The organism is Streptomyces atratus (genome assembly GCF_014648655.1).
Taxonomy (GTDB): Bacteria; Actinomycetota; Actinomycetes; order Streptomycetales; family Streptomycetaceae; genus Streptomyces; species Streptomyces atratus.
This window is the reverse complement of the sequence record NZ_BMRN01000014.1, coordinates 153,872-174,752: the sequence shown is the minus strand read 5'-3', so window position 1 is coordinate 174,752 and position 20,881 is coordinate 153,872. Positions and strand designations below refer to the sequence as shown.

Annotated in this window: 14 protein-coding genes; 10 read left to right on the top strand and 4 right to left on the bottom strand. The window is 68.6% G+C overall.

Annotated elements, in window-relative coordinates:
* Positions 1–3 precede the first annotated feature (3 nt).
* The 6 genes from mtrA to IEZ15_RS23435 all read left to right on the top strand — a co-directional run bounded on the left by mtrA (position 4) and on the right by IEZ15_RS23435 (position 7,320).
* The gene (gene mtrA, locus IEZ15_RS23460) at positions 4–693 is read left to right on the top strand and encodes a two-component system response regulator MtrA (protein WP_189279217.1); all 690 of its coding nucleotides are present in this window, start codon (positions 4–6) and stop codon (positions 691–693) included.
* A 1-nt stretch (position 694) separates the two neighbouring features.
* Positions 695–2,719 carry an MtrAB system histidine kinase MtrB gene (mtrB, locus tag IEZ15_RS23455; RefSeq protein ID WP_189279216.1) on the top strand — a complete coding sequence of 675 codons (2,025 nt, stop codon included), beginning with the start codon at positions 695–697 and terminating at the stop codon, positions 2,717–2,719.
* A complete protein-coding gene (locus tag IEZ15_RS23450) occupies positions 2,709–4,574 on the top strand; it encodes an LpqB family beta-propeller domain-containing protein (protein ID WP_229846060.1) in 1,866 nt (621 codons plus the stop codon). Before mtrB ends, IEZ15_RS23450 begins: the two co-directional genes overlap by 11 nt.
* Before the next feature lie 71 nt (positions 4,575–4,645).
* Positions 4,646–5,374 (top strand): ComF family protein, encoded by a 729-nt coding sequence (locus IEZ15_RS23445; RefSeq protein WP_189279215.1) that lies wholly within the window; start codon positions 4,646–4,648, stop codon positions 5,372–5,374.
* A gap of 322 nt (positions 5,375–5,696) precedes the next feature.
* Positions 5,697–6,386 carry a ribosome hibernation-promoting factor, HPF/YfiA family gene (gene hpf / locus IEZ15_RS23440; protein WP_093894003.1) on the top strand — a complete coding sequence of 230 codons (690 nt, stop codon included), beginning with the start codon at positions 5,697–5,699 and terminating at the stop codon, positions 6,384–6,386.
* A gap of 184 nt (positions 6,387–6,570) precedes the next feature.
* The gene (locus IEZ15_RS23435; protein ID WP_114244837.1) at positions 6,571–7,320 is read left to right on the top strand and encodes a response regulator; all 750 of its coding nucleotides are present in this window, start codon (positions 6,571–6,573) and stop codon (positions 7,318–7,320) included.
* A 58-nt stretch (positions 7,321–7,378) separates the two neighbouring features.
* Here the strand turns inward: IEZ15_RS23435 and IEZ15_RS23430 are convergent, their stop codons facing one another.
* Together IEZ15_RS23430 and IEZ15_RS23425 are read right to left on the bottom strand one after the other, a co-directional pair.
* Positions 7,379–8,554 carry a winged helix-turn-helix domain-containing protein gene (locus tag IEZ15_RS23430; RefSeq protein WP_189279214.1) on the bottom strand — a complete coding sequence of 392 codons (1,176 nt, stop codon included), beginning with the start codon at positions 8,552–8,554 and terminating at the stop codon, positions 7,379–7,381.
* 76 nt (positions 8,555–8,630) lie between these two features.
* Complete coding sequence (locus IEZ15_RS23425) at positions 8,631–9,206, bottom strand: GNAT family N-acetyltransferase (protein WP_189279213.1); 576 nt, start codon at positions 9,204–9,206, stop codon at positions 8,631–8,633.
* Positions 9,207–9,446: 240 nt separating this feature from the next.
* On the opposite strand from IEZ15_RS23425, the gene secA reads away from it, so the two are divergent.
* Positions 9,447–12,266, top strand: a complete 2,820-nt coding sequence (secA, locus tag IEZ15_RS23420) for a preprotein translocase subunit SecA (RefSeq protein WP_114244835.1) — start codon at positions 9,447–9,449, stop codon at positions 12,264–12,266.
* Positions 12,267–12,835: 569 nt separating this feature from the next.
* Here the strand turns inward: secA and IEZ15_RS23415 are convergent.
* A complete protein-coding gene (locus IEZ15_RS23415; RefSeq protein WP_114244834.1) occupies positions 12,836–13,264 on the bottom strand; it encodes an Rv3235 family protein in 429 nt (142 codons plus the stop codon).
* A gap of 290 nt (positions 13,265–13,554) precedes the next feature.
* On the opposite strand from IEZ15_RS23415, the gene IEZ15_RS23410 reads away from it, so the two are divergent.
* A complete protein-coding gene (locus tag IEZ15_RS23410; RefSeq protein WP_189279212.1) occupies positions 13,555–14,061 on the top strand; it encodes a DUF6912 family protein in 507 nt (168 codons plus the stop codon).
* A gap of 91 nt (positions 14,062–14,152) precedes the next feature.
* Entirely contained in the window at positions 14,153–14,824 is a 672-nt protein-coding gene (locus tag IEZ15_RS23405) for an HAD family hydrolase (protein WP_189279211.1), read from the top strand.
* Between the two features lie 39 nt (positions 14,825–14,863).
* Here IEZ15_RS23405 and IEZ15_RS23400 read toward each other — a convergent pair whose 3' ends face one another.
* Positions 14,864–15,433, bottom strand: coding sequence for a DJ-1/PfpI family protein (locus IEZ15_RS23400; protein ID WP_093893995.1), 570 nt, complete (start codon positions 15,431–15,433; stop codon positions 14,864–14,866).
* Between the two features lie 390 nt (positions 15,434–15,823).
* Between IEZ15_RS23400 and IEZ15_RS23395 the strand changes: the two genes are divergently transcribed.
* Positions 15,824–20,836 (top strand): NAD-glutamate dehydrogenase, encoded by a 5,013-nt coding sequence (locus IEZ15_RS23395; protein WP_114244831.1) that lies wholly within the window; start codon positions 15,824–15,826, stop codon positions 20,834–20,836.
* Positions 20,837–20,881 lie beyond the last annotated feature (45 nt).

Here is a 20,881-nt window from a genome sequence, read left to right as displayed (position 1 = left end):
GGGATGATGTCGATTATGAAGGGACGCGTCCTTGTCGTCGACGACGACACCGCACTGGCCGAGATGCTCGGGATTGTGCTGCGTGGTGAAGGGTTCGAGCCGTCGTTCGTAGCGGACGGCGACAAGGCACTTGCTGCATTTCGTGAGGCCAAGCCGGACCTGGTCCTGCTGGATCTGATGCTGCCCGGTAGGGACGGCATCGAGGTCTGCAGGCTGATCAGGGCCGAGTCGGGTGTGCCGATCGTCATGCTCACTGCCAAGAGCGACACGGTTGACGTGGTGGTGGGCCTGGAGTCCGGGGCCGATGACTACATCGTCAAGCCGTTCAAACCTAAGGAGTTGGTTGCCCGGATCAGGGCACGTCTGCGGAGGTCCGAGGAACCGGCGCCGGAGCAGCTGGCCATCGGGGATCTGGTCATCGATGTGGCCGGTCATTCGGTGAAGCGGGCGGGACAGTCGATCGCCCTCACCCCGCTGGAGTTCGACCTGCTGGTCGCACTCGCCCGTAAGCCGTGGCAGGTCTTCACCCGTGAGGTACTGCTGGAGCAGGTCTGGGGATACCGCCACGCCGCCGACACCCGGCTGGTGAATGTGCATGTCCAGCGCCTGCGCTCCAAGGTCGAGAAGGACCCGGAGCGGCCCGAGATCGTGGTGACCGTCCGAGGTGTCGGTTACAAGGCCGGACCGAGCTGATATGCCCCTGAGCAGCGCTGCTCCGCAGCCCGGGGAGCCGGGAGCCCGTGCGGAGCGGGCTGCTGCTCCAGGACGCAAGGCGTCCCAGCTCCGACGTCTTCTGCAGGGTGGCCGGTTGTTCCACGACCGGGCGCCCGGCGGCCCTGTGCCACGACTGCTGATGCGCTGGGTGCGGCGTCCGCTGCTGCCCGCCGTGCGGCTTTGGCGACGCAACCTCCAGTTGCGGGTCGTCGCGGGCACGCTGCTCATGTCGCTCGGTGTGGTGCTGCTTCTCGGGCTGGTCGTGATCGGCCAGGTGCGTAACGGCTTGCTCGAGGCGAAGGGAAAGGCTGCCCAGACGCAGGCTGCCGGCGGTTTCGCGGCGGCCCAGGAGAAGGCGAACGCCCCGCTCGCCCCCGGTGGGCAGGGCGGCGACGCTGCGGACGGTACCTCGGCCAACAATTCCTGGCGGACCGAGCTTGTTGATCAGCTCGCCAGTGGCGGCAAGAACGCCTTCAACGTGGTGGCACTCAGCGCCGACGAGGGCACCCGTGCGCCGCGAGGCTCGGGCAGTGTGGAGGCGGCGAGTATTCCGCAGAGCCTGCGGGACTCAGTGAACAAGGGTCCGGGAGCGTTCCAGACGTACTCCCTGATCCAGTACGCGAACGGACAGGAGCCGCAGCCCGGACTCGTGGTGGGCAAGCGGCTCTACGACATCGACCACAATCCGTACCAGCTCTACTACCTCTTCCCGCTGACGCAGGAGGAGAAGTCATTGACGCTGGTCAAGGGCACGTTGGCGACTGCGGGACTGTTCGTGGTCGTGCTGCTCGGGGCCATCGCCTGGTTTGTGGTGCGGCAGGTCGTCACGCCCGTACGGATGGCGGCGGGCATCGCCGAGCGGCTCTCCGCCGGCAGGCTCCAGGAGCGGATGAAGGTCACCGGCGAGGACGACATCGCCCGGCTCGGTGAGGCCTTCAACAAGATGGCGCAGAACCTGCAGCTGAAGATCCAGCAGTTGGAGGAGCTGTCGCGGATGCAGCGGCGCTTCGTCTCCGATGTCTCCCACGAACTGCGGACACCGCTGACAACCGTACGTATGGCCGCCGATGTCATCCATGAGGCCCGCAGCGACTTCGATCCCGTGACGGCGCGTTCCGCAGAGCTGCTCGGGGATCAGCTCGACCGGTTCGAGTCGCTGCTCTCCGATCTGCTGGAGATCAGCCGGTTCGACGCGGGCGCCGCCGCGCTGGAGGCCGAGCCGATAGATCTGCGACAGGTCGTACGACGGGTGATCGGCGGGGCCGAGCCGCTGGCCGAGCGCAAGGGCACCCGTATCCGGGTGGTCGGCGATGAGCAGCCGGTGATCGCGGAGGCCGATGCGCGGCGGGTCGAACGTGTCCTGCGCAACCTTGTGGTCAACGCCGTCGAGCACGGTGAGGGCAGGGACGTCGTGGTGCGGATGGCGGTGGCCGGAGGTGCGGTCGCCGTGGCCGTCCGGGACTACGGCGTGGGGCTCAAGCCCGGCGAGGCGACGCGGGTGTTCAACCGTTTCTGGCGGGCCGATCCGGCTCGCGCACGGACGACCGGCGGCACCGGACTCGGACTGTCCATCGCCGTGGAGGACGCCCGGCTGCACGGCGGCTGGCTACAGGCATGGGGCGAGCCGGGCGGCGGTTCGCAGTTCCGGCTGACTCTGCCGCGCACGGCGGACGAACCGTTGCGCGGATCGCCGATACCGCTGGAACCCGAGGACTCCCGGCGCAACCGGGAGAGCCGGGAGCGAGCCACGGTCGCTTCCATGACCGGGAGCGAACACCGGCTGACAGCAGTGCCGGCCCAGCCCGGTGGCAATGATCGGTCCTCGCTGCCCGTACCCTCGCCCACCCCCGTGGCACCTCGGACGACGCCGGTCTCGGTGCATCCGGCGGCCCTGCCGGGGAGCGGTGCACGGGTGGTCGCGCGCGGCGCCGAGGACCGGTCGGGTGGCGATTTCGACTCTGCAGTGCAGGACCCGGAGCGGGGGGACGCGAATCGTGGGCACTGACCGTCGTAGGGACGGCCATGGACGTGTACTGGGGCTGTTCGCGCTGCTCGGATGCGGTGTCGTGCTGCTGTCCGCGTGCGGCTCGATGCCCGTCACCGGGGATGTCAAGGCTGTCGACGCCTCGCAGCCCGGTGACTCCCAGGTGCAGGTGTATGCCGTGGCGCCGCGTGACAACGCCACCCCCAACGAGGTCGTCGACGGCTTCCTGGAGTCCATGACGAGTGATGACTCGGACTTCAGGACGACCCGCAAGTACCTGACGAGGGAGGCAGCCAGTACCTGGAAGCCGAGTGCGTTCACGACGGTGCTCACCAAGGCGCCGAACCGGAGCGACCGCCCGTTCCGCGACAGCGACCCCGGCATCACGGAGATCACCTACACCCTGACCGGTGAGAAGGTGGCAACGGTCGATGCTCAGAGCGCCTATCAGCCACTCGCGCCCACGGACTACAACCAGTCGCTGCATCTGGTGAAGGAGAACGGGCCGGAGGGCAAGGAGTGGCGCATCGACCTGGTGCCGGACGGCCTTCTGCTCGGGCAGTCGGACTTCAAGCGTCTCTACCGCTCTGTGGACAAGTACTACTTCGCCGCGGGGCGGACATCGGAACAGTCGACCCTGGTCGCCGACCCCGTCTATCTCCGCAGCCGGACGGACCCTGTCACGGGGATGGACACCGTGACACAGGCGGTCCGCAGCCTCCTGGCAGGGCCGACCAGTTGGCTGCGGCCGGTGGTCGACTCCCGTTTTCCGGCAGGTACTGCGCTGAAGAAGGGAGTCACCTCGCTGGCGCCCGACGACCGCAACGTACTGAAGGTCCCGCTCAACAAGAAGGCGGACGGAGTCGGACAGCGTTCCTGCCGCATGATGGCCTCACAGGTCCTCTATACCTTGCGGGACCTGACGTCCGCACGGGTCGAGCAGGTCGAACTGCAGCGCTCCGACGGCTCCCCGCTGTGTGTCCTCGGGACGGATCAGGCGGAGGAGTTCGCACCTGACGGTTCGTCGAGTGGGCCGGACAGCCAGTACTTCGTCGATGCCAAGGGGCGTGTGGAGCGAATTCCTGGCAGCACCAAGGGCAGTGGCACCCCGGAGATGGTGTCCGGTCCGCTCGGCGACGGACCGGTGCGGATGGGAGCGGTCGGTGTGGCCAGGGACGAGCAGCGGGCGGCGGCGGTCTCGCGCGACAAGGCGGCCCTCTACGTGTCGTCCATTGTCTCGGACGGCGAGCTTCCTGCGGCCGCGGTGATCAGCAAGGCCCAGAACCCGAACAACCGTCTGTCGGTGCCGAGCTGGGACGGTCGGGGCGACCTCTGGGTGGCCGACCGGGATCCCGGCAACCCCAGACTGCTGCGGCTGACCGGTGGTGCCGGCAAGCCGCAGGAGGTCACCGTGCCGAGCCTGGACGGCGGGCGGATCGAGGCGCTGCGGATGTCCGCGGACGGCGTGCGGATCGCCCTCCTGGTGACCCAGGACGACCACAACACGCTGAAGATCGGCCGGATCGAGCGGCGCGGTCCGGAGGCGGAGCAGAAGGTCTCGGTGGTGGAGCTGCGACAGGCCGCACCGCAGCTGACCGATGTCACTGCCATGTCGTGGTCGGGCCGGAGCCGTCTCGTGGTGGTCGGCAAGGAGCAGGGCGGCGTGCAGCAGGTGCGCTATGTGCAGGCGGACGGCTCGACGGCCGCATCCGGTGTCCTGCCCGGTGTGAACCAGGTGTCGTCGGTCGCGGCGGCGGACGACGAGCAATTGCCGCTGATGGCGGCCACGTCGAGCGACGGGATAGTGAAGCTGTCGCCAGGTGACAACTGGCAGACGGTGGTCAAGGAAGGCTCGTCGCTGGTCTACCCGGGCTGAGACCCCGCCGGGCCGCTCCCGCGTTTTCCACAGGGGTGGCCCGGCTCCTTCGGGGAGGGCACAGTGGAGTCATGCGGGGATGGTGGCGGGAGATCTCCGGACTGGTTCTGCCGGTGTCCTGTGGCGGCTGCGGCAGGACGCGTACCTCGCTGTGCGAGGAATGCCGTGCGGAGCTGTACGGCAAGGTGCCGCGTCGGGTCAGGCCCGTGCCGGAGCCCGCGGGCCTGCCAGTGGTGCATGCGGCCGCCGTGTACGAGAACGCGGTACGTGCGGTGCTCCTGGCCCATAAGGAGCGGGGCGCACTGGGGCTGGCCGGGGCACTTGGCAAGGCGCTGGCGGGGGCCGTACGGGCCGGGACGGGGCAGGTGGGTGTCAGCGGCCCGGTTCTGCTCGTACCTGTGCCGTCGACGCGGCGGGCCGTGGCGGCACGGGGGCATGATCCGATGCGCCGGATCGCGCTGGCCGCCGCGGGTGAACTGCGGCGCGGAGGTACCCGTGCCCGGGTTGTCGCGGTGCTTCGGCAGCGGCGCCCGGTGGCCGATCAGGCGGGGCTGGGAGCCCGGCAGAGGCAGGCGAATCTTGCGGGGGCACTGGAAGTCGTGGCCGGGGGCGAACGGCTGCTTGCGGCCGGACGGGTGGTGCTGGTGGACGACCTTTTGACGACCGGTGCCTCGCTGGCCGAGGCGGCCCGGGCGATCGGGGCAGCGGACGGGCACACGGGTGCCCTGTCCGGCAGCGGGCGGGCGGCGGTTGTCGCGGTATCTCCGCCGGCCTTCGAAATAAACCGGAACTGCCAGTGAACTTGCATCGTTGCAGTTGGTGAGTGGGTAAAAAGACCTGAACGGAGGTACGTGCGAGTAGCGGGTGCCGACATCGGGCCAGGCAGGCTATGTTCGGTTGTGAGGAATGGTGAACACCAGGCCTCGATGAATGCAACACCAGGTTTCGGGCAGGTAACTCACCGGTAGTCCAGATGCAGAAAATTCGGTGGGGTGCAGACCCCGCCGATGGGGGAGGAGGAGGTGGAAGTCACCGAGTCCGCGGCTCCGGCTACCACCGGGGCCTGGTGCAAAAGGGAGATGCTCCGCCACTGAGTGGAGTGATCCGGGAACGGAGTTCTGCGTGGACATCGTCGTCAAGGGCCGCAAGACCGAGGTGCCCGAGCGGTTCCGCAAGCACGTGGCCGAAAAGCTGAAGCTGGACAAGATCCAGAAGTTCGACGGCAAGGTGATCAGCCTCGACGTCGAGGTGTCCAAGGAGCCGAACCCCCGTCAGGCCGACCGTTCCGACCGGGTGGAGATCACGCTCCGCTCGCGTGGGCCGGTCATCCGGGCGGAAGCGGCCGCAGGCGACCCGTACGCAGCGCTGGACCTGGCCACCGGCAAGCTGGAGGCGCGGCTGCGCAAGCAGCACGACAAGCGCTACAGCCGTCGTGGCAACGGCCGGATTCCCGCTGCCGAAGTCGCCGAGACCGTGCCGGGCGCGGCGTCGTTCAACGGCGAGGGCGATCTGGTCGGCAATGAGGCGGCTCAGTCCGTACCCACCACCAGGTTCGGCTCGCTGGAGGTGCAGGGCGAGGGTCCGCTGGTGATGCGGGAGAAGACGCACGTCGCCGCACCGATGTCGCTCGATCAGGCGCTCTACGAGATGGAGCTGGTCGGGCACGACTTCTATCTGTTCGTCGACTCCGAAACGAAGGAACCCAGTGTCGTCTACCGACGGCATGCCTATGACTACGGTGTCATTCACCTGAGGACCGATCCGCTGGCCGCCGACGAGGCGGGCGGCGCGGGCGGTGCGCTCGGCGGCTGACGCCCCCTTCTGCGGTGCCCCTGGAGCGCCTGTGCGCCCCCAGGGGCACCCGTGTGCGGCCACGGAATCACCGCTCCGACGTCTGGGCATGAAATCATGTCGTCCCAAGCCAACCAGTGCTCTGTGAACTGCCGTTGGCGGACAGTTTGTGAACTTCAGGCCATGGCCTTCAGGGGGAGGAACGATGGCGGACACCTTCGGGCCCGTGCGCGATGCGAATGATGCCGACGGCGCTGCCGATACCGGGGCGGACACGGACAGTGGTTCCTGCAAGGAGCCGATCCGGGTCCTCGTGGTGGATGACCACGCGCTCTTCCGCAGAGGTCTGGAGATCGTCCTCGCTCAGGAGGAGGACATCCAGGTTGTCGGCGAGGCAGGTGACGGGGCGGAGGCGGTCGACAAGGCGGCCGATCTGTTGCCCGACATCGTGCTGATGGATGTACGGATGCCCAAGCGCGGCGGCATCGAAGCCTGCACGTCGATCAAGGAGGTGGCCCCCAGCGCGAAGATCATCATGCTGACGATCAGCGACGAGGAGGCCGATCTCTACGACGCGATCAAGGCGGGTGCCACTGGCTATCTCCTCAAGGAGATCTCCACGGACGAGGTGGCCACCGCGATCCGCGCGGTCGCCGACGGGCAGTCCCAGATCAGCCCGTCCATGGCGTCCAAACTGCTCACCGAGTTCAAGTCGATGATCCAGCGGACCGACGAGCGCAGGCTGGTGCCGGCGCCGCGGCTCACCGACCGGGAACTCGAAGTCCTGAAACTCGTTGCAACGGGCATGAACAATCGCGATATCGCGAAGGAACTGTTCATTTCCGAGAACACTGTGAAGAACCACGTTCGCAACATTCTGGAGAAGTTGCAGCTGCACTCCAGGATGGAAGCCGTGGTCTACGCCATGCGGGAGAAGATCCTGGAGATCAGATGACCGGTCCCACGACGGGACCGGAAGGGGCGGCGCCGGGTAAAGGGACGGGAATGTGCGCTCACGCCAGAGCGCGGGCGATTTCCTGAGCCAGCGGCCCTCGCAGTTCCGGTGCGTCGACCCGCTCCAGCCGGACATCTGTACAACCGACCCAGGACGCGGCCTCCACCAGCGCCTCGGCCATCGGCGCCACGGCCTTCCTGCCCTCCAGGGACACCTGGCGGGCGACCAGCGTGCTTCCCTCGCGCGCCGGATCGACGCGGCCCTGCAGCTTTCCGCCCGCCAGCAGCGGCATCGCGAAGTAACCGTGTATTCGCTTGGGCTTGGGGACGTAGGCCTCCAGACGATGGGTGAAACCGAAGATCCGCTCGGTGCGCGCCCGCTCCCAGATCAGGGAGTCGAACGGCGACAACAGGGTCGTACGGTGTCGCCCGCGTGGCTCGGAGGCCAGCGCTGCCGGGTCCGCCCAGGCCGGCTTCGCCCAGCCCTGCACCCTCACCGGCACCAGCCCGGAGTCCGCCACCACCGCGTCGAACTGCTCACCCTTGAGTCGGTGGTAGTCCGCGATGTCCGCGCGGGTGCCGACGCCCAGGGACTGCCCCGCGAGCGCGACCAGCCGGCGCAGGCACTCCGCGTCGTCCAGATCGTCGTGCAGCACGGCATCGGGCAGGGCCCGCTCGGCGAGGTCGTACACCCGCTTCCAGCTGCGCCTCTCGGTGCACACCACCTCGCCGTACATCAGAGCGCGCTCGACGGCGACCTTCGACGCCGACCAGTCCCACCACTCCCCGCCGTTCTTCGCACCGCCCAGCTCCGTCGCCGTCAGCGGGCCCTCGGCGCGCAGCTGCTTGATCACCGTTTCGTAGGAGCCGTCCGGCAGGTCGTGGTGCCAGTGGGGTCGCGAGCGGTAGGCGCGGCGGCGGAACGCGAAGTGCGGCCACTCCTCGACCGGCAGGATGCATGCCGCGTGCGACCAGTATTCGAAGGTGCGGCCACCCGACCAGTACGCCTCCTCGACCGGGCGTCGGCCGACCGCGCCGAGGCGCGCGTACGGAATCAGCTCGTGCGAACGAGCGAGCACCGAGATCGTGTCCAGCTGTACGGCACCGAGATGCCGCAACACACCCGGAACCCCGGCCCTGCGGTCCGGAGCGCCCAGGAAGCCCTGGGCGCGCAGGGCGATCCTGCGCGCCTGGTCGGTGGAGAGTTCGGCGGCGGGAGGCGGCGCAGACGTCATGCCTCGCACCTTAGAGGGAGGCACTGACATCCGGCCGTGGAGCTCCCCGCGGCGGCAAGAGGCCGGTGCCGGTGAGTCAGGTGGTGGCGGGCAGGTAGGCGTGGGTGCCCGGCAGGCCGAGATCGGACGGGAGCAGCGCCCCCACCCACGCGTTGCGCCGGACGCCCTTGTTGAGGAGTCCCGACCGCTGCTCGCCCTCCATCCGGAATCCCGCCCGAAGCGCCACGGCACGCGAGGGGACGTTGCCGGCCTCGGCCCGCCACTCCAGCCGGTCGCCGCCGAGCGAGGTGAAGGTCCAGCGGGCGGCGGACAGCACGGCCTCCGTCATGTAGCCGCGGCCCCGATGCTCCTTGGCGGTCCAGAACCCCACCTCGTACGTGCCCGGCAGATTGCGGCGATTGATGCCGAGCGCGCCCGCCAGGGCCCCGCCCTCGCGCGTGATCACCGCGAAGTTGTACATGGAGTCGTCGCGCCAGCCGCCGGGGGACAGCTTCCCCGCGAAGAGCTCCGCGTCGGCGTGGCTGTACGGCGAGGGCACGACCGTCCAGCGCTGGATGTCCGGGTCCTGACAAGCGGCGTGGACCTCGTCCGCGTCGCCCGTCGTGAAGGGGCGCAGCAGCAGACGCTCGGTGGTGAGGGTGATCGGCTCCATGTACGGATTCTGGTGAGGCACCGGCCGTGAAGCGAACACTTTTCGGACTTCCCGGCACCTTCGGAGCCTCCCGACCGTTGACTTTGGAAGGGACGACGGAGCCGACGCGGCGGCAGCCCTCCCGGCGCGGCGTGGTCCTCGCTTACGATGGCCGTTGCGGTGGGGCCCACCTGCCGTGCCCGCGCCAGAGTCCATAACACGACCCAGTGCCAGGCCCGACCGGCAAGGAGACCAGCCTCAGTGTCCGTCTTCAACAAGCTCATGCGTGCAGGCGAAGGCAAGATCCTGCGCAAACTGCACCGCATCGCGGACCAGGTCAGCTCCATCGAAGAGGACTTCGTCAACCTCTCCGACGCCGAGCTGCGGGCGCTCACCGACGAGTACAAGGAACGGTACGCGGACGGCGAGAGCCTGGACGACCTGCTCCCCGAGGCATTCGCGACCGTCCGTGAGGCCGCCAAGCGGGTCCTCGGACAGCGTCACTACGACGTCCAGATGATGGGCGGCGCAGCCCTGCACCTCGGCTATGTGGCCGAGATGAAGACCGGCGAGGGCAAGACCCTGGTCGGCACCCTGCCGGCGTATCTCAACGCTCTCTCCGGCAAGGGCGTGCACCTGATCACGGTCAATGACTATCTGGCCGAGCGTGACTCCGAAATGATGGGCCGGGTCCACAAGTTCCTCGGTCTGACCGTCGGCTGCATCCTCGCCAACATGACGCCGGCCCAGCGCCGTGAGCAGTACGCCTGCGACATCACGTACGGCACGAACAACGAGTTCGGCTTCGACTACCTCCGCGACAACATGGCGTGGTCCGCGGACGAGCTCGTCCAGCGCGGCCACAACTTCGCCGTGGTCGACGAGGTCGACTCGATTCTCGTCGACGAGGCCCGTACGCCGTTGATCATCTCCGGCCCGGCTGACCAGGCCACCAAGTGGTATGGCGACTTCGCCAAGTTGGTCACCCGTCTCACCAAGGGCGAGGCGGGCAACCCGCTCAAGGGGATCGAGGAGACCGGCGACTACGAGGTCGACGAGAAGAAGCGGACCGTCGCCATCCATGAGCCCGGTGTCGCGAAGGTCGAGGACTGGCTCGGCATCGAGAACCTCTACGAGTCGGTGAACACCCCCCTCGTCGGGTACCTCAACAACGCCATCAAGGCCAAGGAACTCTTCAAGAAGGACAAGGACTACGTCGTCATCGACGGCGAAGTCATGATCGTCGACGAGCACACCGGTCGTATCCTCGCCGGTCGCCGCTACAACGAGGGCATGCACCAGGCGATCGAGGCGAAGGAAGGGGTGGACATCAAGGACGAGAACCAGACGCTCGCCACGATCACCCTGCAGAACTTCTTCCGCCTCTACGGCAAGCTCTCCGGCATGACCGGTACGGCGATGACCGAGGCCGCCGAGTTCCACCAGATCTACAAGCTCGGTGTGGTGCCGATCCCGACCAACCGGCCGATGGTCCGTGCCGACCAGTCGGACCTGATCTACCGCACCGAGGTCGCGAAGTTCGCCGCCGTCGTCGACGACATCGCCGAGAAGCACGAGAAGGGCCAGCCGATCCTGGTCGGCACCACCTCGGTCGAGAAGTCCGAGTACCTCTCGCAGCAGCTTTCCAAGCGCGGTGTCCAGCACGAGGTTCTCAACGCCAAGCAGCACGACCGTGAGGCGACGATCGTCGCCCAGGCCGGTCGCAAGGGCGCGGTCACGGTCGCGACGAACATGGCCGGACGAGGCACCGACATCAAGCTCGGCGGCAACCCCGACGACCTCGCAGAGGCGGAGCTGCGTCAGCGCGGCCTCGACCCCGTCGAGCACGTCGAGGAGTGGGCGGCCGCGCTGCCCGCCGCGCTGGAGAAGGCCGAGCAGGCCGTGAAGGCGGAGTTCGAAGAGGTCAGGGAGCTCGGCGGGCTCTATGTCCTGGGCACCGAGCGGCACGAGTCGCGGCGTATCGACAACCAGCTGCGCGGCCGTTCCGGCCGTCAGGGCGACCCGGGCGAGTCCCGCTTCTATCTGTCGCTCGGCGACGACCTGATGCGGCTGTTCAAGGCGCAGATGGTCGAGCGCGTCATGTCGATGGCCAATGTGCCGGACGACGTGCCGATCGAGAACAAGATGGTGACTCGGGCGATCGCGTCGGCCCAGTCGCAGGTCGAGCAGCAGAACTTCGAGACGCGTAAGAACGTCCTGAAGTACGACGAGGTGCTCAACCGGCAGCGCGAGGTCATCTACGGCGAGCGCCGCCGGGTCCTGGAGGGCGAGGATCTGCAGGACCAGATCCGCCACTTCATGGACGACACGATCGACGACTACATCCGCCAGGAGACCGCCGAGGGCTTCGCCGAGGAGTGGGACCTGGACCGGCTGTGGGGTGCGTTCAAGCAGCTCTACCCGGTGAAGGTCACCGTGGAGGAGCTGGAGGATGCGGCCGGAGACCGGGCAGGCATCACCGCCGAGTTCATCGGTGAGTCCATCAAGGACGACATCCACGAGCAGTACGGGCAGCGTGAGAAGCAGCTCGGCTCGGACATCATGCGTGAGCTGGAGCGGCGTGTGGTGCTGTCCGTCCTGGACCGCAAGTGGCGTGAGCACCTCTACGAGATGGACTACCTCCAGGAGGGCATCGGCCTCCGTGCCATGGCGCAGAAGGACCCGCTGGTCGAGTACCAGCGCGAGGGCTTCGACATGTTCAACGCCATGATGGAGGGCATCAAGGAGGAGTCCGTCGGCTACCTGTTCAACCTGGAGGTCCAGGTCGAGCAGCAGGTCGAGGAGGTTCCGGTGCAGGACGAGGCCGAGCGGACCTCGCTCGCCAAGGAGGACCTCGTTCCGGCGGCGCGTCCGGAGATCCGGGCCAAGGGGCTCGATGCTCCGCAGCGACCGGACCGGCTGCACTTCTCCGCGCCCACGGTGGACGGGGAGGGCGGGGTCGTCGAGGGCGACTTCTCCAACGGTGACGGTGGGGTCGCGTCCGAGTCGGACGGGTTGACTCGGGCGGAGCGGCGCAAGGCGCAGAAGAACGGTGGGGGTGGGCGGCGCCGCAAGAAGTAGCGGTGGCGTCGGCGTTGTTGGCGCCGGTGGGGTTTTGGCCGGGGTCGGGCACCTTTTGTGGGTGGCCGGCCCCGGTTTGTTTGGGTTTGGGCCCTGGGCCCCGTTGCCGGGGGTGCGGGGCGGGTGGGGGCGAGTGGGGGCGCGGCGCGGAGGTGTCCTTGGTGGGGGAGGGGACGGCGCCGCTGCGCGGGGCCGTCCCCTCCCCGCCCTTTCCCGAAACCGGGGCTCTGCCCCGGAACCCGTTCCTCAAACGCTGGAGGGGCTTGGAGTGCGGGATGTGGGTGGGGCCAGGACGGGGGTCGGGTGGGTGAGTGGGTGGAGTGGCGTGGTGGGGGTGGGGTGGCTGTGGTGTGGGCAGGGCGGGCTGGCTGTGGTGTGGGTGAGGCCGCCGTAGGTGGGGTGTCCGTTGGTAGACGGGGTTCCGGCTCGGTGCCCCGCTCCTCAAATGCCGGAGAGGCTGAGAGTGCGGTGCGCGGGCGTGGGGTGGGCGGCCAGTGGTTTCCGGGAGCCTCCCCTGGCCCCGTAGCTCGTGTGGCTGCGGGGCTGGGGGGAAGTCCCCGGCTGGGTGTCTATCGGGTGGGCGTTGCCTGTAGGTGTTCGTCGCCCAGCTCTACTGCTGCGCAGCGCCAGCGGAGATCTGTGCCCTGTTCCAGGCGGAAGGCCATGGCCCTTACCTGTTCGCCCGCTGCGATGCTGGCGCAGGCCTCCACCACGCCCGGAGCCGGCTGGGCGCCGTGGCACATGCGGATGACCGGGCGTGCGCCCCGGGCCCTGAGGGGGGTGCGGGGGGCCAGTTCGGCCAGTTGGTCGTATGCCTCGCCGATGGTGTGTCCGAGCATCCAGTGCACCGGGCGCTGGCCGCTGAGGACCGCCAGGAGGCGTTCCGCGAACCAGTGGTGGGGGCGGACGCGTCGGGGAGTCCTTGCGCGTTGCGGTGGTACCGACTCGGGCCTGCGCTGGTCGTGTCGTCCGGTGGGCCGGGTCCTGTTCGTGCTCATCGCTCATCGCCCCCGTGCTTCAGAGGCCCGGCCGAATACCGGGCGGTAACTTCTGCTGTGGATCTTCTACGGCGACGGCGGAGGTGGCCGCAAGCGGCGTGGGGCGCCGGACGCGATCGGGAGGAATCACCTATCCGGGTGATGAGCCCGGTGTCGTGCGGGGTGCGAGGAAGGCATGGGGAGGGTGAGTGGCGGTTGCGGGGTGGACGGGACAGCAGCGATGCACGTAACCCCAAAGGGGGACGTCGCACGTATCCTGAGGGCGTTTCCGACTACGAAAGCGGCCAGCCATGCGCGTGTACGTCCCCCTGACGCTCCCCGGTCTCGCAGCGGCGCACAAGGCGGGCGAGATCGGTCCCGGTCCGCTGACCGCCTATGCGGTGACCCCCGGACTGCGTGAGTGGTACGTCTCCGACGACATCGAGGAGCTGGAGTACGCGGCGCTCAACCGGGCCGCTTCCGCTTCGCTGCGCCTGATCGCCGGGAATCCCGACGCGGTCCGCCGGCGGGTCGTCGTCGCCGTCGACGTACCGGACGGTGCGGCCGTGGCCGACCCGGACCGCAGCCTCGACTCGTCGTCGCTCGGCGAGGTGCGGATCGCGTCCTCCGTGGCGCTGACCGCGGCTGCTGCCGTGCATGTCGACGCGGATGACGCCGAGAAGGACGTCACGGCCGCCGCGGCTGCACTGGGTGCGGCGGACCTCGGTGACGACGACGCGCAGTTCACCGTGGACGGCGCCGAGGACCACGAGCTGCTCTGGTTCGGCATTCAGGAGATTCCGAATCTGATCGGATGAGGGGGACGGGGAGCGGAGGGGGAAGAGGGGCGGTGCGGTTGCTGCCCCGCTGTCGGAACGGGTGTCGGACCCAGCGGGTACTTTCTTATGCATGGGGACGCATGGGAAGCACCGCACGCATCTGGTCTGGGACTGGAACGGCACACTGCTCGACGACAACGCCGCGGTCGTCGGCGCGACCAACGCCGCGTTCGGCGAGGTCGGCCTGGAGCCGATCACCCTGGAGCAGTACCGCGAGATGTACTGCGTCCCCATCCCCCGCTTCTACGAACGGCTGATGGGCCGACTGCCCACAGAGGCCGAGTGGGAGCGGATGGACGGGATATTTCACCTGCACTACACCGAGCAGCGGGCCGCCTGCGGGCTCACCGAGGGCGCCGAGGAGCTTCTCGCGCAGTGGCAGCGGGCCGGACGCAGCCAGTCTCTCCTGAGCATGTACGGACACGCCCAGCTGGTCCCCGTGGTCCGGGGGTACGGCATCGAGCGGCACTTCGTACGGGTCGACGGGCGCACCGGGCCGTCCGGCGGCAGCAAGGCGCTGCACATGGAGCGGCACATCGCCGCGCTGGACGGGGTGTCCCCGGAGCGCACGGTGGTCATCGGCGATGCGGTGGACGACGCCGTGGCCGCCGCCCATGTCGGTGCGAAGGCCGTGCTCTACACCGGCGGATCGCACAGCAGGGCCAGTCTGGAGGCGGCCGGGGTGCCGGTGGTCGACAGCCTGGCCGAGGCCGCCGACCTCGCCGAGCGGATGGCTGGATAGGGAGGGAAGGGCGAGGGGCCCGGCCCCGCGTGAGAGCCGTCAGGTGGTTACCGGGGCCTTTGTGCGGAGCACCTTCAGGAATTCGCGCATCCACGCCGAGTGGTCCGGCCACGCACGGGACGAGATCAGGGTGCCGTCGACCACCGCCTCGTGGTCCTCGAAGACGGCGCCCGCCGCCTGCATGTCGAGCTCCAGCGCGGGGTACGCGGTGACGTGCCGGCCGACCAGTGCGCCGACCGCTGCCGTCATCAGCGGGCCGTGGCAGATCTGGGCCACCGGCCGGTCCGAGTCGAAGAACGCCTTGAGGATCTTGCGCAGCTCGGCGTCGTTGCGCAGATACTCGGGCGCCCGGCCGCCCGGTACGACCAGGGCCACGTAATCTCCGGCGTCGACCTCGGAGAAGGCCAGGTCGGCGGGCCAGGTGTAGCCGGGCTTCTCGGTGTACGTGTCGAAGCCGGGCTCGAAGTCGTGGACCACGAAGCGGAGCGTCTTGCGGGCGGGAGCCGCGATATGGACGTCGTACCCCTCCTCGCGCAGCCGCTGGTAGGGATAGAGGACTTCCAGGGACTCGGCGGCGTCGCCGGTGACGATCAGGATTTTCGGTGCCATGGCGGGGCTCCCACGGTTCGTCGGCCTGTTCCGTCTACCAGAGTGCGGCAATACGGGCCGACGCGCTGTCCAGAGTGTCAAACTTCGGGGCCATCTTTTGTACACATACGGCTCGTGACGGCTACGGGGGCGGGCGAGATAGCCTGGACCCCGTGATCAGCGCGATACGCCTCGGGGGCAGCGAAGCCCCCGGCCTGCGCCCGGAGTGCCACAGCACCCGGGCTATCACTGATCCTCACAGCCCGGGCCGACTGCCAAAAATGGCCAATATGGTCCCGGGCATCTCTCATAGCGGCATAGCGTCGACTCAGACCGGAAACCCCGTGTCGTGGCGGTACGTCGTCTTTTTCACCTACGTCACGCAACGGCGCGCGACAGGAGCCAGAGGACATGCAGACCAAGCTGGACGAAGCCAAGGCCGAGCTGCTCGCACGGGCCGCCAAGGTAGCTGACAACAGCCCGGGCGGTGGTGTCGGTGGCCCGGGCGGTACCCACGGGGTACGTGTTGCGGCCGCCGGGGCCGATCAGGAGCGTCCCGGGCAGGACGTACTCCTCGCCTACCTCCAGCGCTACTACCTGCACACCGCTCCGGAGGACATCTCGGGCCGCGACCCCGTGGACGTCTTCGGCGCCGCCTCCTCCCACTACCGGCTCGCGGAGGCACGCCCGCAGGGCACGGCGAACGTCCGGGTGCACACCCCGACCGTCGAGGAGAACGGCTGGACGTGCAGCCACTCCGTCGTCGAGGTCGTCACCGACGACATGCCGTTCCTGGTCGACTCCGTCACCAATGAGCTGTCCCGGCAGGGGCGCGGCATCCATGTCGTGATCCACCCGCAGGTCGTCGTACGCCGCGACGTCACCGGCAAGCTCATCGAGGTCCTCGCCGAGGGCAACGGCATCTCGACGAGCCTGCAGGGCCGCAAGGACGCCAAGGGTGCCAAGGGCGTCGGGACCGAGCTGCCGCACGACGCGCTTGTCGAGTCCTGGATCCACGTCGAGATCGACCGTGAGACCGACCGCTCCGACCTCCAGCAGATCGCCACCGATCTGCTGCGGGTGCTGTCCGACGTACGGGAGACCGTCGAGGACTGGGAGAAGATGCGCGACGCCGCGCTGCGCATCGCCGACGACCTGCCCGGCGAGCCGCTCGACGACCTCGCCGACGAAGAGGTGAACGAGGCCAGGGAGCTGCTGCGCTGGCTCGCCGCCGACCACTTCACCTTCCTCGGCTACCGCGAGTACGAGCTGAAGGACACCGACGCGCTGGCCGCCGTACCCGGCACCGGCCTCGGCATCCTGCGCTCCGATCCGCACCACAGCGTCGACGAGGCGCACCCCGTCAGCCCGTCCTTCGACCGGCTGCCTGCCGACGCCCGGGCCAAGGCCCGCGAGCGCAAGCTCCTCATCCTCACCAAGGCCAACAGCCGGTCGACAGTCCACCGCCCCAGCTACCTCGACTACGTCGGCGTGAAGAAGTTCGACGCCGACGGCAATGTCATCGGTGAGCGCCGCTTCCTCGGCCTGTTCTCGTCCGCCGCCTACACCGAGTCCGTGCGCCGGGTGCCCGTCATCCGCCGCAAGGTCGCCGAGGTGCTGGAGGGCGCCGGCTTCTCGCCCAACAGCCACGACGGCCGCGACCTGCTGCAGATCCTGGAGACGTACCCGCGCGACGAGCTCTTCCAGACGCCCGTCGACCAGCTGCGCTCCATCGTCACCTCCGTGCTGTACCTCCAGGAGCGCCGCCGACTGCGGCTCTACCTGCGCCAGGACGAGTACGGGCGCTACTACTCCGCGATCGTCTACCTGCCGCGTGACCGCTACACCACCGGTGTACGGCTCCGCCTGATCGACATCCTCAAGGAGGAGCTGGGCGGCACCAGCGTCGACTTCACCGCCTGGAACACCGAGTCGATCCTCTCCCGGCTGCACTTCGTCGTCCGGGTCGCCCCCGGCAGCGAGCTGCCCGACCTCACCGACGCCGAGGCCGACCGCATCGAGGCCCGGCTCGTCGAGGCCGCCCGCTCCTGGGCCGACGGCTTCCAGGAGGCGCTGAACGCCGAGTGCGGCGAGGAGCGCGCCGCCGAGCTGATGCGTCAGTACGGCCACTCGTTCCCCGAGGGCTACAAGGCCGACCACACGCCGCGCTCCGCCGTGGCCGACCTGGTCCACCTCGAAGCGCTCAAGAAGGACGAGAAGGACTTCGCCCTCAGCCTGTACGAGCCGGTCGGCGCCGGCCCCGGTGAGCGCCGCTTCAAGATCTACCGGACCGGCGAGCAGGTCTCCCTGTCCGCCGTGCTTCCGGCGCTCCAGCGGCTCGGTGTCGAGGTCGTCGACGAGCGTCCGTACGAGCTGCGCTGCGCGGACCGTACGCACGCCTGGATCTACGACTTCGGTCTGCGGATGCCGCAGACCAATGGCAACGGCAACTACCTCGCCGACGACGCCCGCGACCGGTTCCAGGACGCCTTCGCGGCCGTGTGGACCGGTGAGGCGGAGAACGACGGCTTCAACTCGCTCGTGCTGGGCGCCGGTCTGAACTGGCGGCAGGCGATGGTGCTGCGCGCCTACGCGAAGTACCTGCGTCAGGCCGGATCGACCTTCAGCCAGGACTACATGGAGAGCACTCTCCGTAACAACGTCCACACCACCCGGCTGCTGGTCTCGCTCTTCGAGGCCCGGATGTCGCCCGAGCGCCAGCGGGCCGGTACGGAGCTGACCGACGGGCTCCTCGAGGAGCTGGACGGGGCCCTGGACCAGGTCGCCTCGCTCGACGAGGACCGGATCCTGCGGTCCTTCCTCACCGTCATCAAGGCCACCCTGCGCACCAACTTCTTCCAGATGGTGGACGACGGCAGGCCGCACAGCTACGTCTCGATGAAGTTCGACCCGCAGTCCATCCCGGATCTGCCGGCACCCCGCCCGGCGTTCGAGATCTGGGTCTATTCGCCGCGCGTCGAGGGCGTGCACCTGCGCTTCGGCAAGGTCGCCCGAGGCGGTCTGCGCTGGTCGGACCGGCGCGAGGACTTCCGTACGGAGATCCTCGGCCTGGTCAAGGCGCAGATGGTGAAGAACACCGTCATCGTGCCGGTCGGAGCCAAGGGCGGCTTCGTCGCCAAGCAGCTCCCCGACCCGGCCGTCGACCGTGACGCCTGGATGGCCGAGGGCATCGCCTCCTACCGCACCTTCATCTCGGCGCTGCTCGACATCACCGACAACATGGTGGCCGGCGAGGTCGTGCCGCCCAGGGACGTCGTCCGGCACGACGAGGACGACACATACCTGGTCGTCGCCGCCGACAAGGGCACCGCGAAGTTCTCCGACATCGCCAACGAGGTCGCCGTCGGGTACGGCTTCTGGCTCGGCGACGCGTTCGCCTCCGGCGGTTCCGCCGGTTACGACCACAAGGGCATGGGCATCACCGCCCGCGGCGCCTGGGAGTCCGTCAAGCGGCACTTCCGCGGGCTCGGCCACGACACCCAGACCGAGGACTTCACCGTCGTCGGCGTCGGCGACATGTCGGGCGACGTGTTCGGCAACGGCATGCTGCTCTCCGAGCACATCAGGCTCGTCGCCGCCTTCGACCACCGGCACATCTTCATCGACCCGCACCCGGACGCCGCCACCTCGTACGCCGAGCGGCGCCGCCTCTTCGACCTGCCGCGCAGCTCCTGGGCCGACTACAACAAGGAACTGCTCTCCGCGGGCGGTGGCATCCACCCGCGCAGCGCCAAGTCCATCCCGGTCAACGCGCACATCCGTGAGGCGCTCGGGATCGAGTCGGGTGTCACGAAGATGACGCCCGCCGAGCTGATGCAGACCATCCTCAAGGCCCGTGTCGATCTGCTGTGGAACGGCGGCATCGGTACGTACATCAAGTCGTCCGCCGAGTCGAACTCCGACGTCGGCGACAAGGCCAACGACGCGATCCGCGTCAACGGCCAGGATCTGCGGGCCAAGGTCGTCGGCGAGGGCGGTAACCTCGGTGCCACCCAGCTCGGCCGGATCGAGTTCGCCCGCAACGGCGGCCGGATCAACACCGACGCGATCGACAACAGCGCCGGTGTGGACACCTCCGACCACGAGGTGAACATCAAGATCCTGCTCAACGGTCTGGTCCGGGACGGCGACATGACCGTCAAGCAGCGCAACAAGCTGCTCGCCGAGATGACCGACGAGATCGGCCGTCTGGTGCTGCGCAACAACTACGCGCAGAACGTGGCCCTGGCCAACGCCACGGCCCAGGCGCCCTCCCTGCTCCACGCCCACCAGCGCTTCATGCGCCGACTGGTCCGTGACGGGGACCTCGACCGCGGGCTGGAGTTCCTGCCCACCGACCGGCAGATCCGCGAACTGCTGAACGCCGGCAAGGGGCTCAGCCAGCCCGAGCTGGCCGTGCTGCTCGCGTACACGAAGATCACAGCGGCCCGGGAACTGATCAAGACCAGCCTGCCGGACGACCCGCACCTGCAGCAGCTGCTGCATGCCTACTTCCCGGAGCAACTGCGTGAGCAGTTCCCCGAGGCGGTCGACGGGCACGCGCTGCGTCGCGAGATCATCACCACGGTCCTGGTCAACGACACCGTGAACACCGGTGGTTCGACCTTCCTGCACCGGCTGCGGGAAGAGACCGGTGCCTCGATCGAGGAGATCGTGCGGGCGCAGTTCGCGGCCCGCGAGATCTTCGGCCTCGGCCAGGTGTGGGACGCCGTCGAGGCGCTCGACAACAAGGTCGCCGCCGATGTGCAGACCCGGATCCGGCTGCACTCGCGCCGGCTCGTCGAGCGCGGTTCGCGCTGGCTGCTCGGCAACCGGCCGCAGCCGCTGGAGATCGCCGGGACGACCGACTTCTTCAAGGCGGGTGTCGAGCAGGTCTGGGCCGAGCTGCCCAAGATGCTCATGGGCGCCGACCTGGACTGGTACCAGTCGATCCTGGACGAGCTCACCGAGGCGGGTGTCCCCGGCGAGCTGGCACAGCGGGTCGCCGGATTCTCCTCCGCCTTCCCGGTGCTGGACATCGTGGCGATCGCGGACCGCACCGGCAAGGACCCGCTCTCCGTCGCCGAGGTGTACTACGACCTCGCGGACCGGCTGGGCATCACCCAGCTGATGGACCGGATCATCGAGCTGCCGCGGGCCGACCGCTGGCAGTCCATGGCCCGCGCCTCCATCCGCGAGGACCTGTACGCCGCGCACGCCGGGCTCACCGCGGATGTACTGTCCGTGGGCAACGGGACCTCCACGCCGGAGGAGCGGTTCAAGGCGTGGGAGGAGAAGAACGCGGCGATCCTTACCCGGTCGCGCTCCACGCTTGAGGAGATTCAGGGGTCGGACGCATTCGATCTGGCGAATCTGTCGGTGGCCATGCGGACGATGCGGACGCTGTTGCGTACGCACGCGTAGGGGTTGGTGGGGGCGGGGCGGTTGCCGGGGTGCCCGGCAACCGCC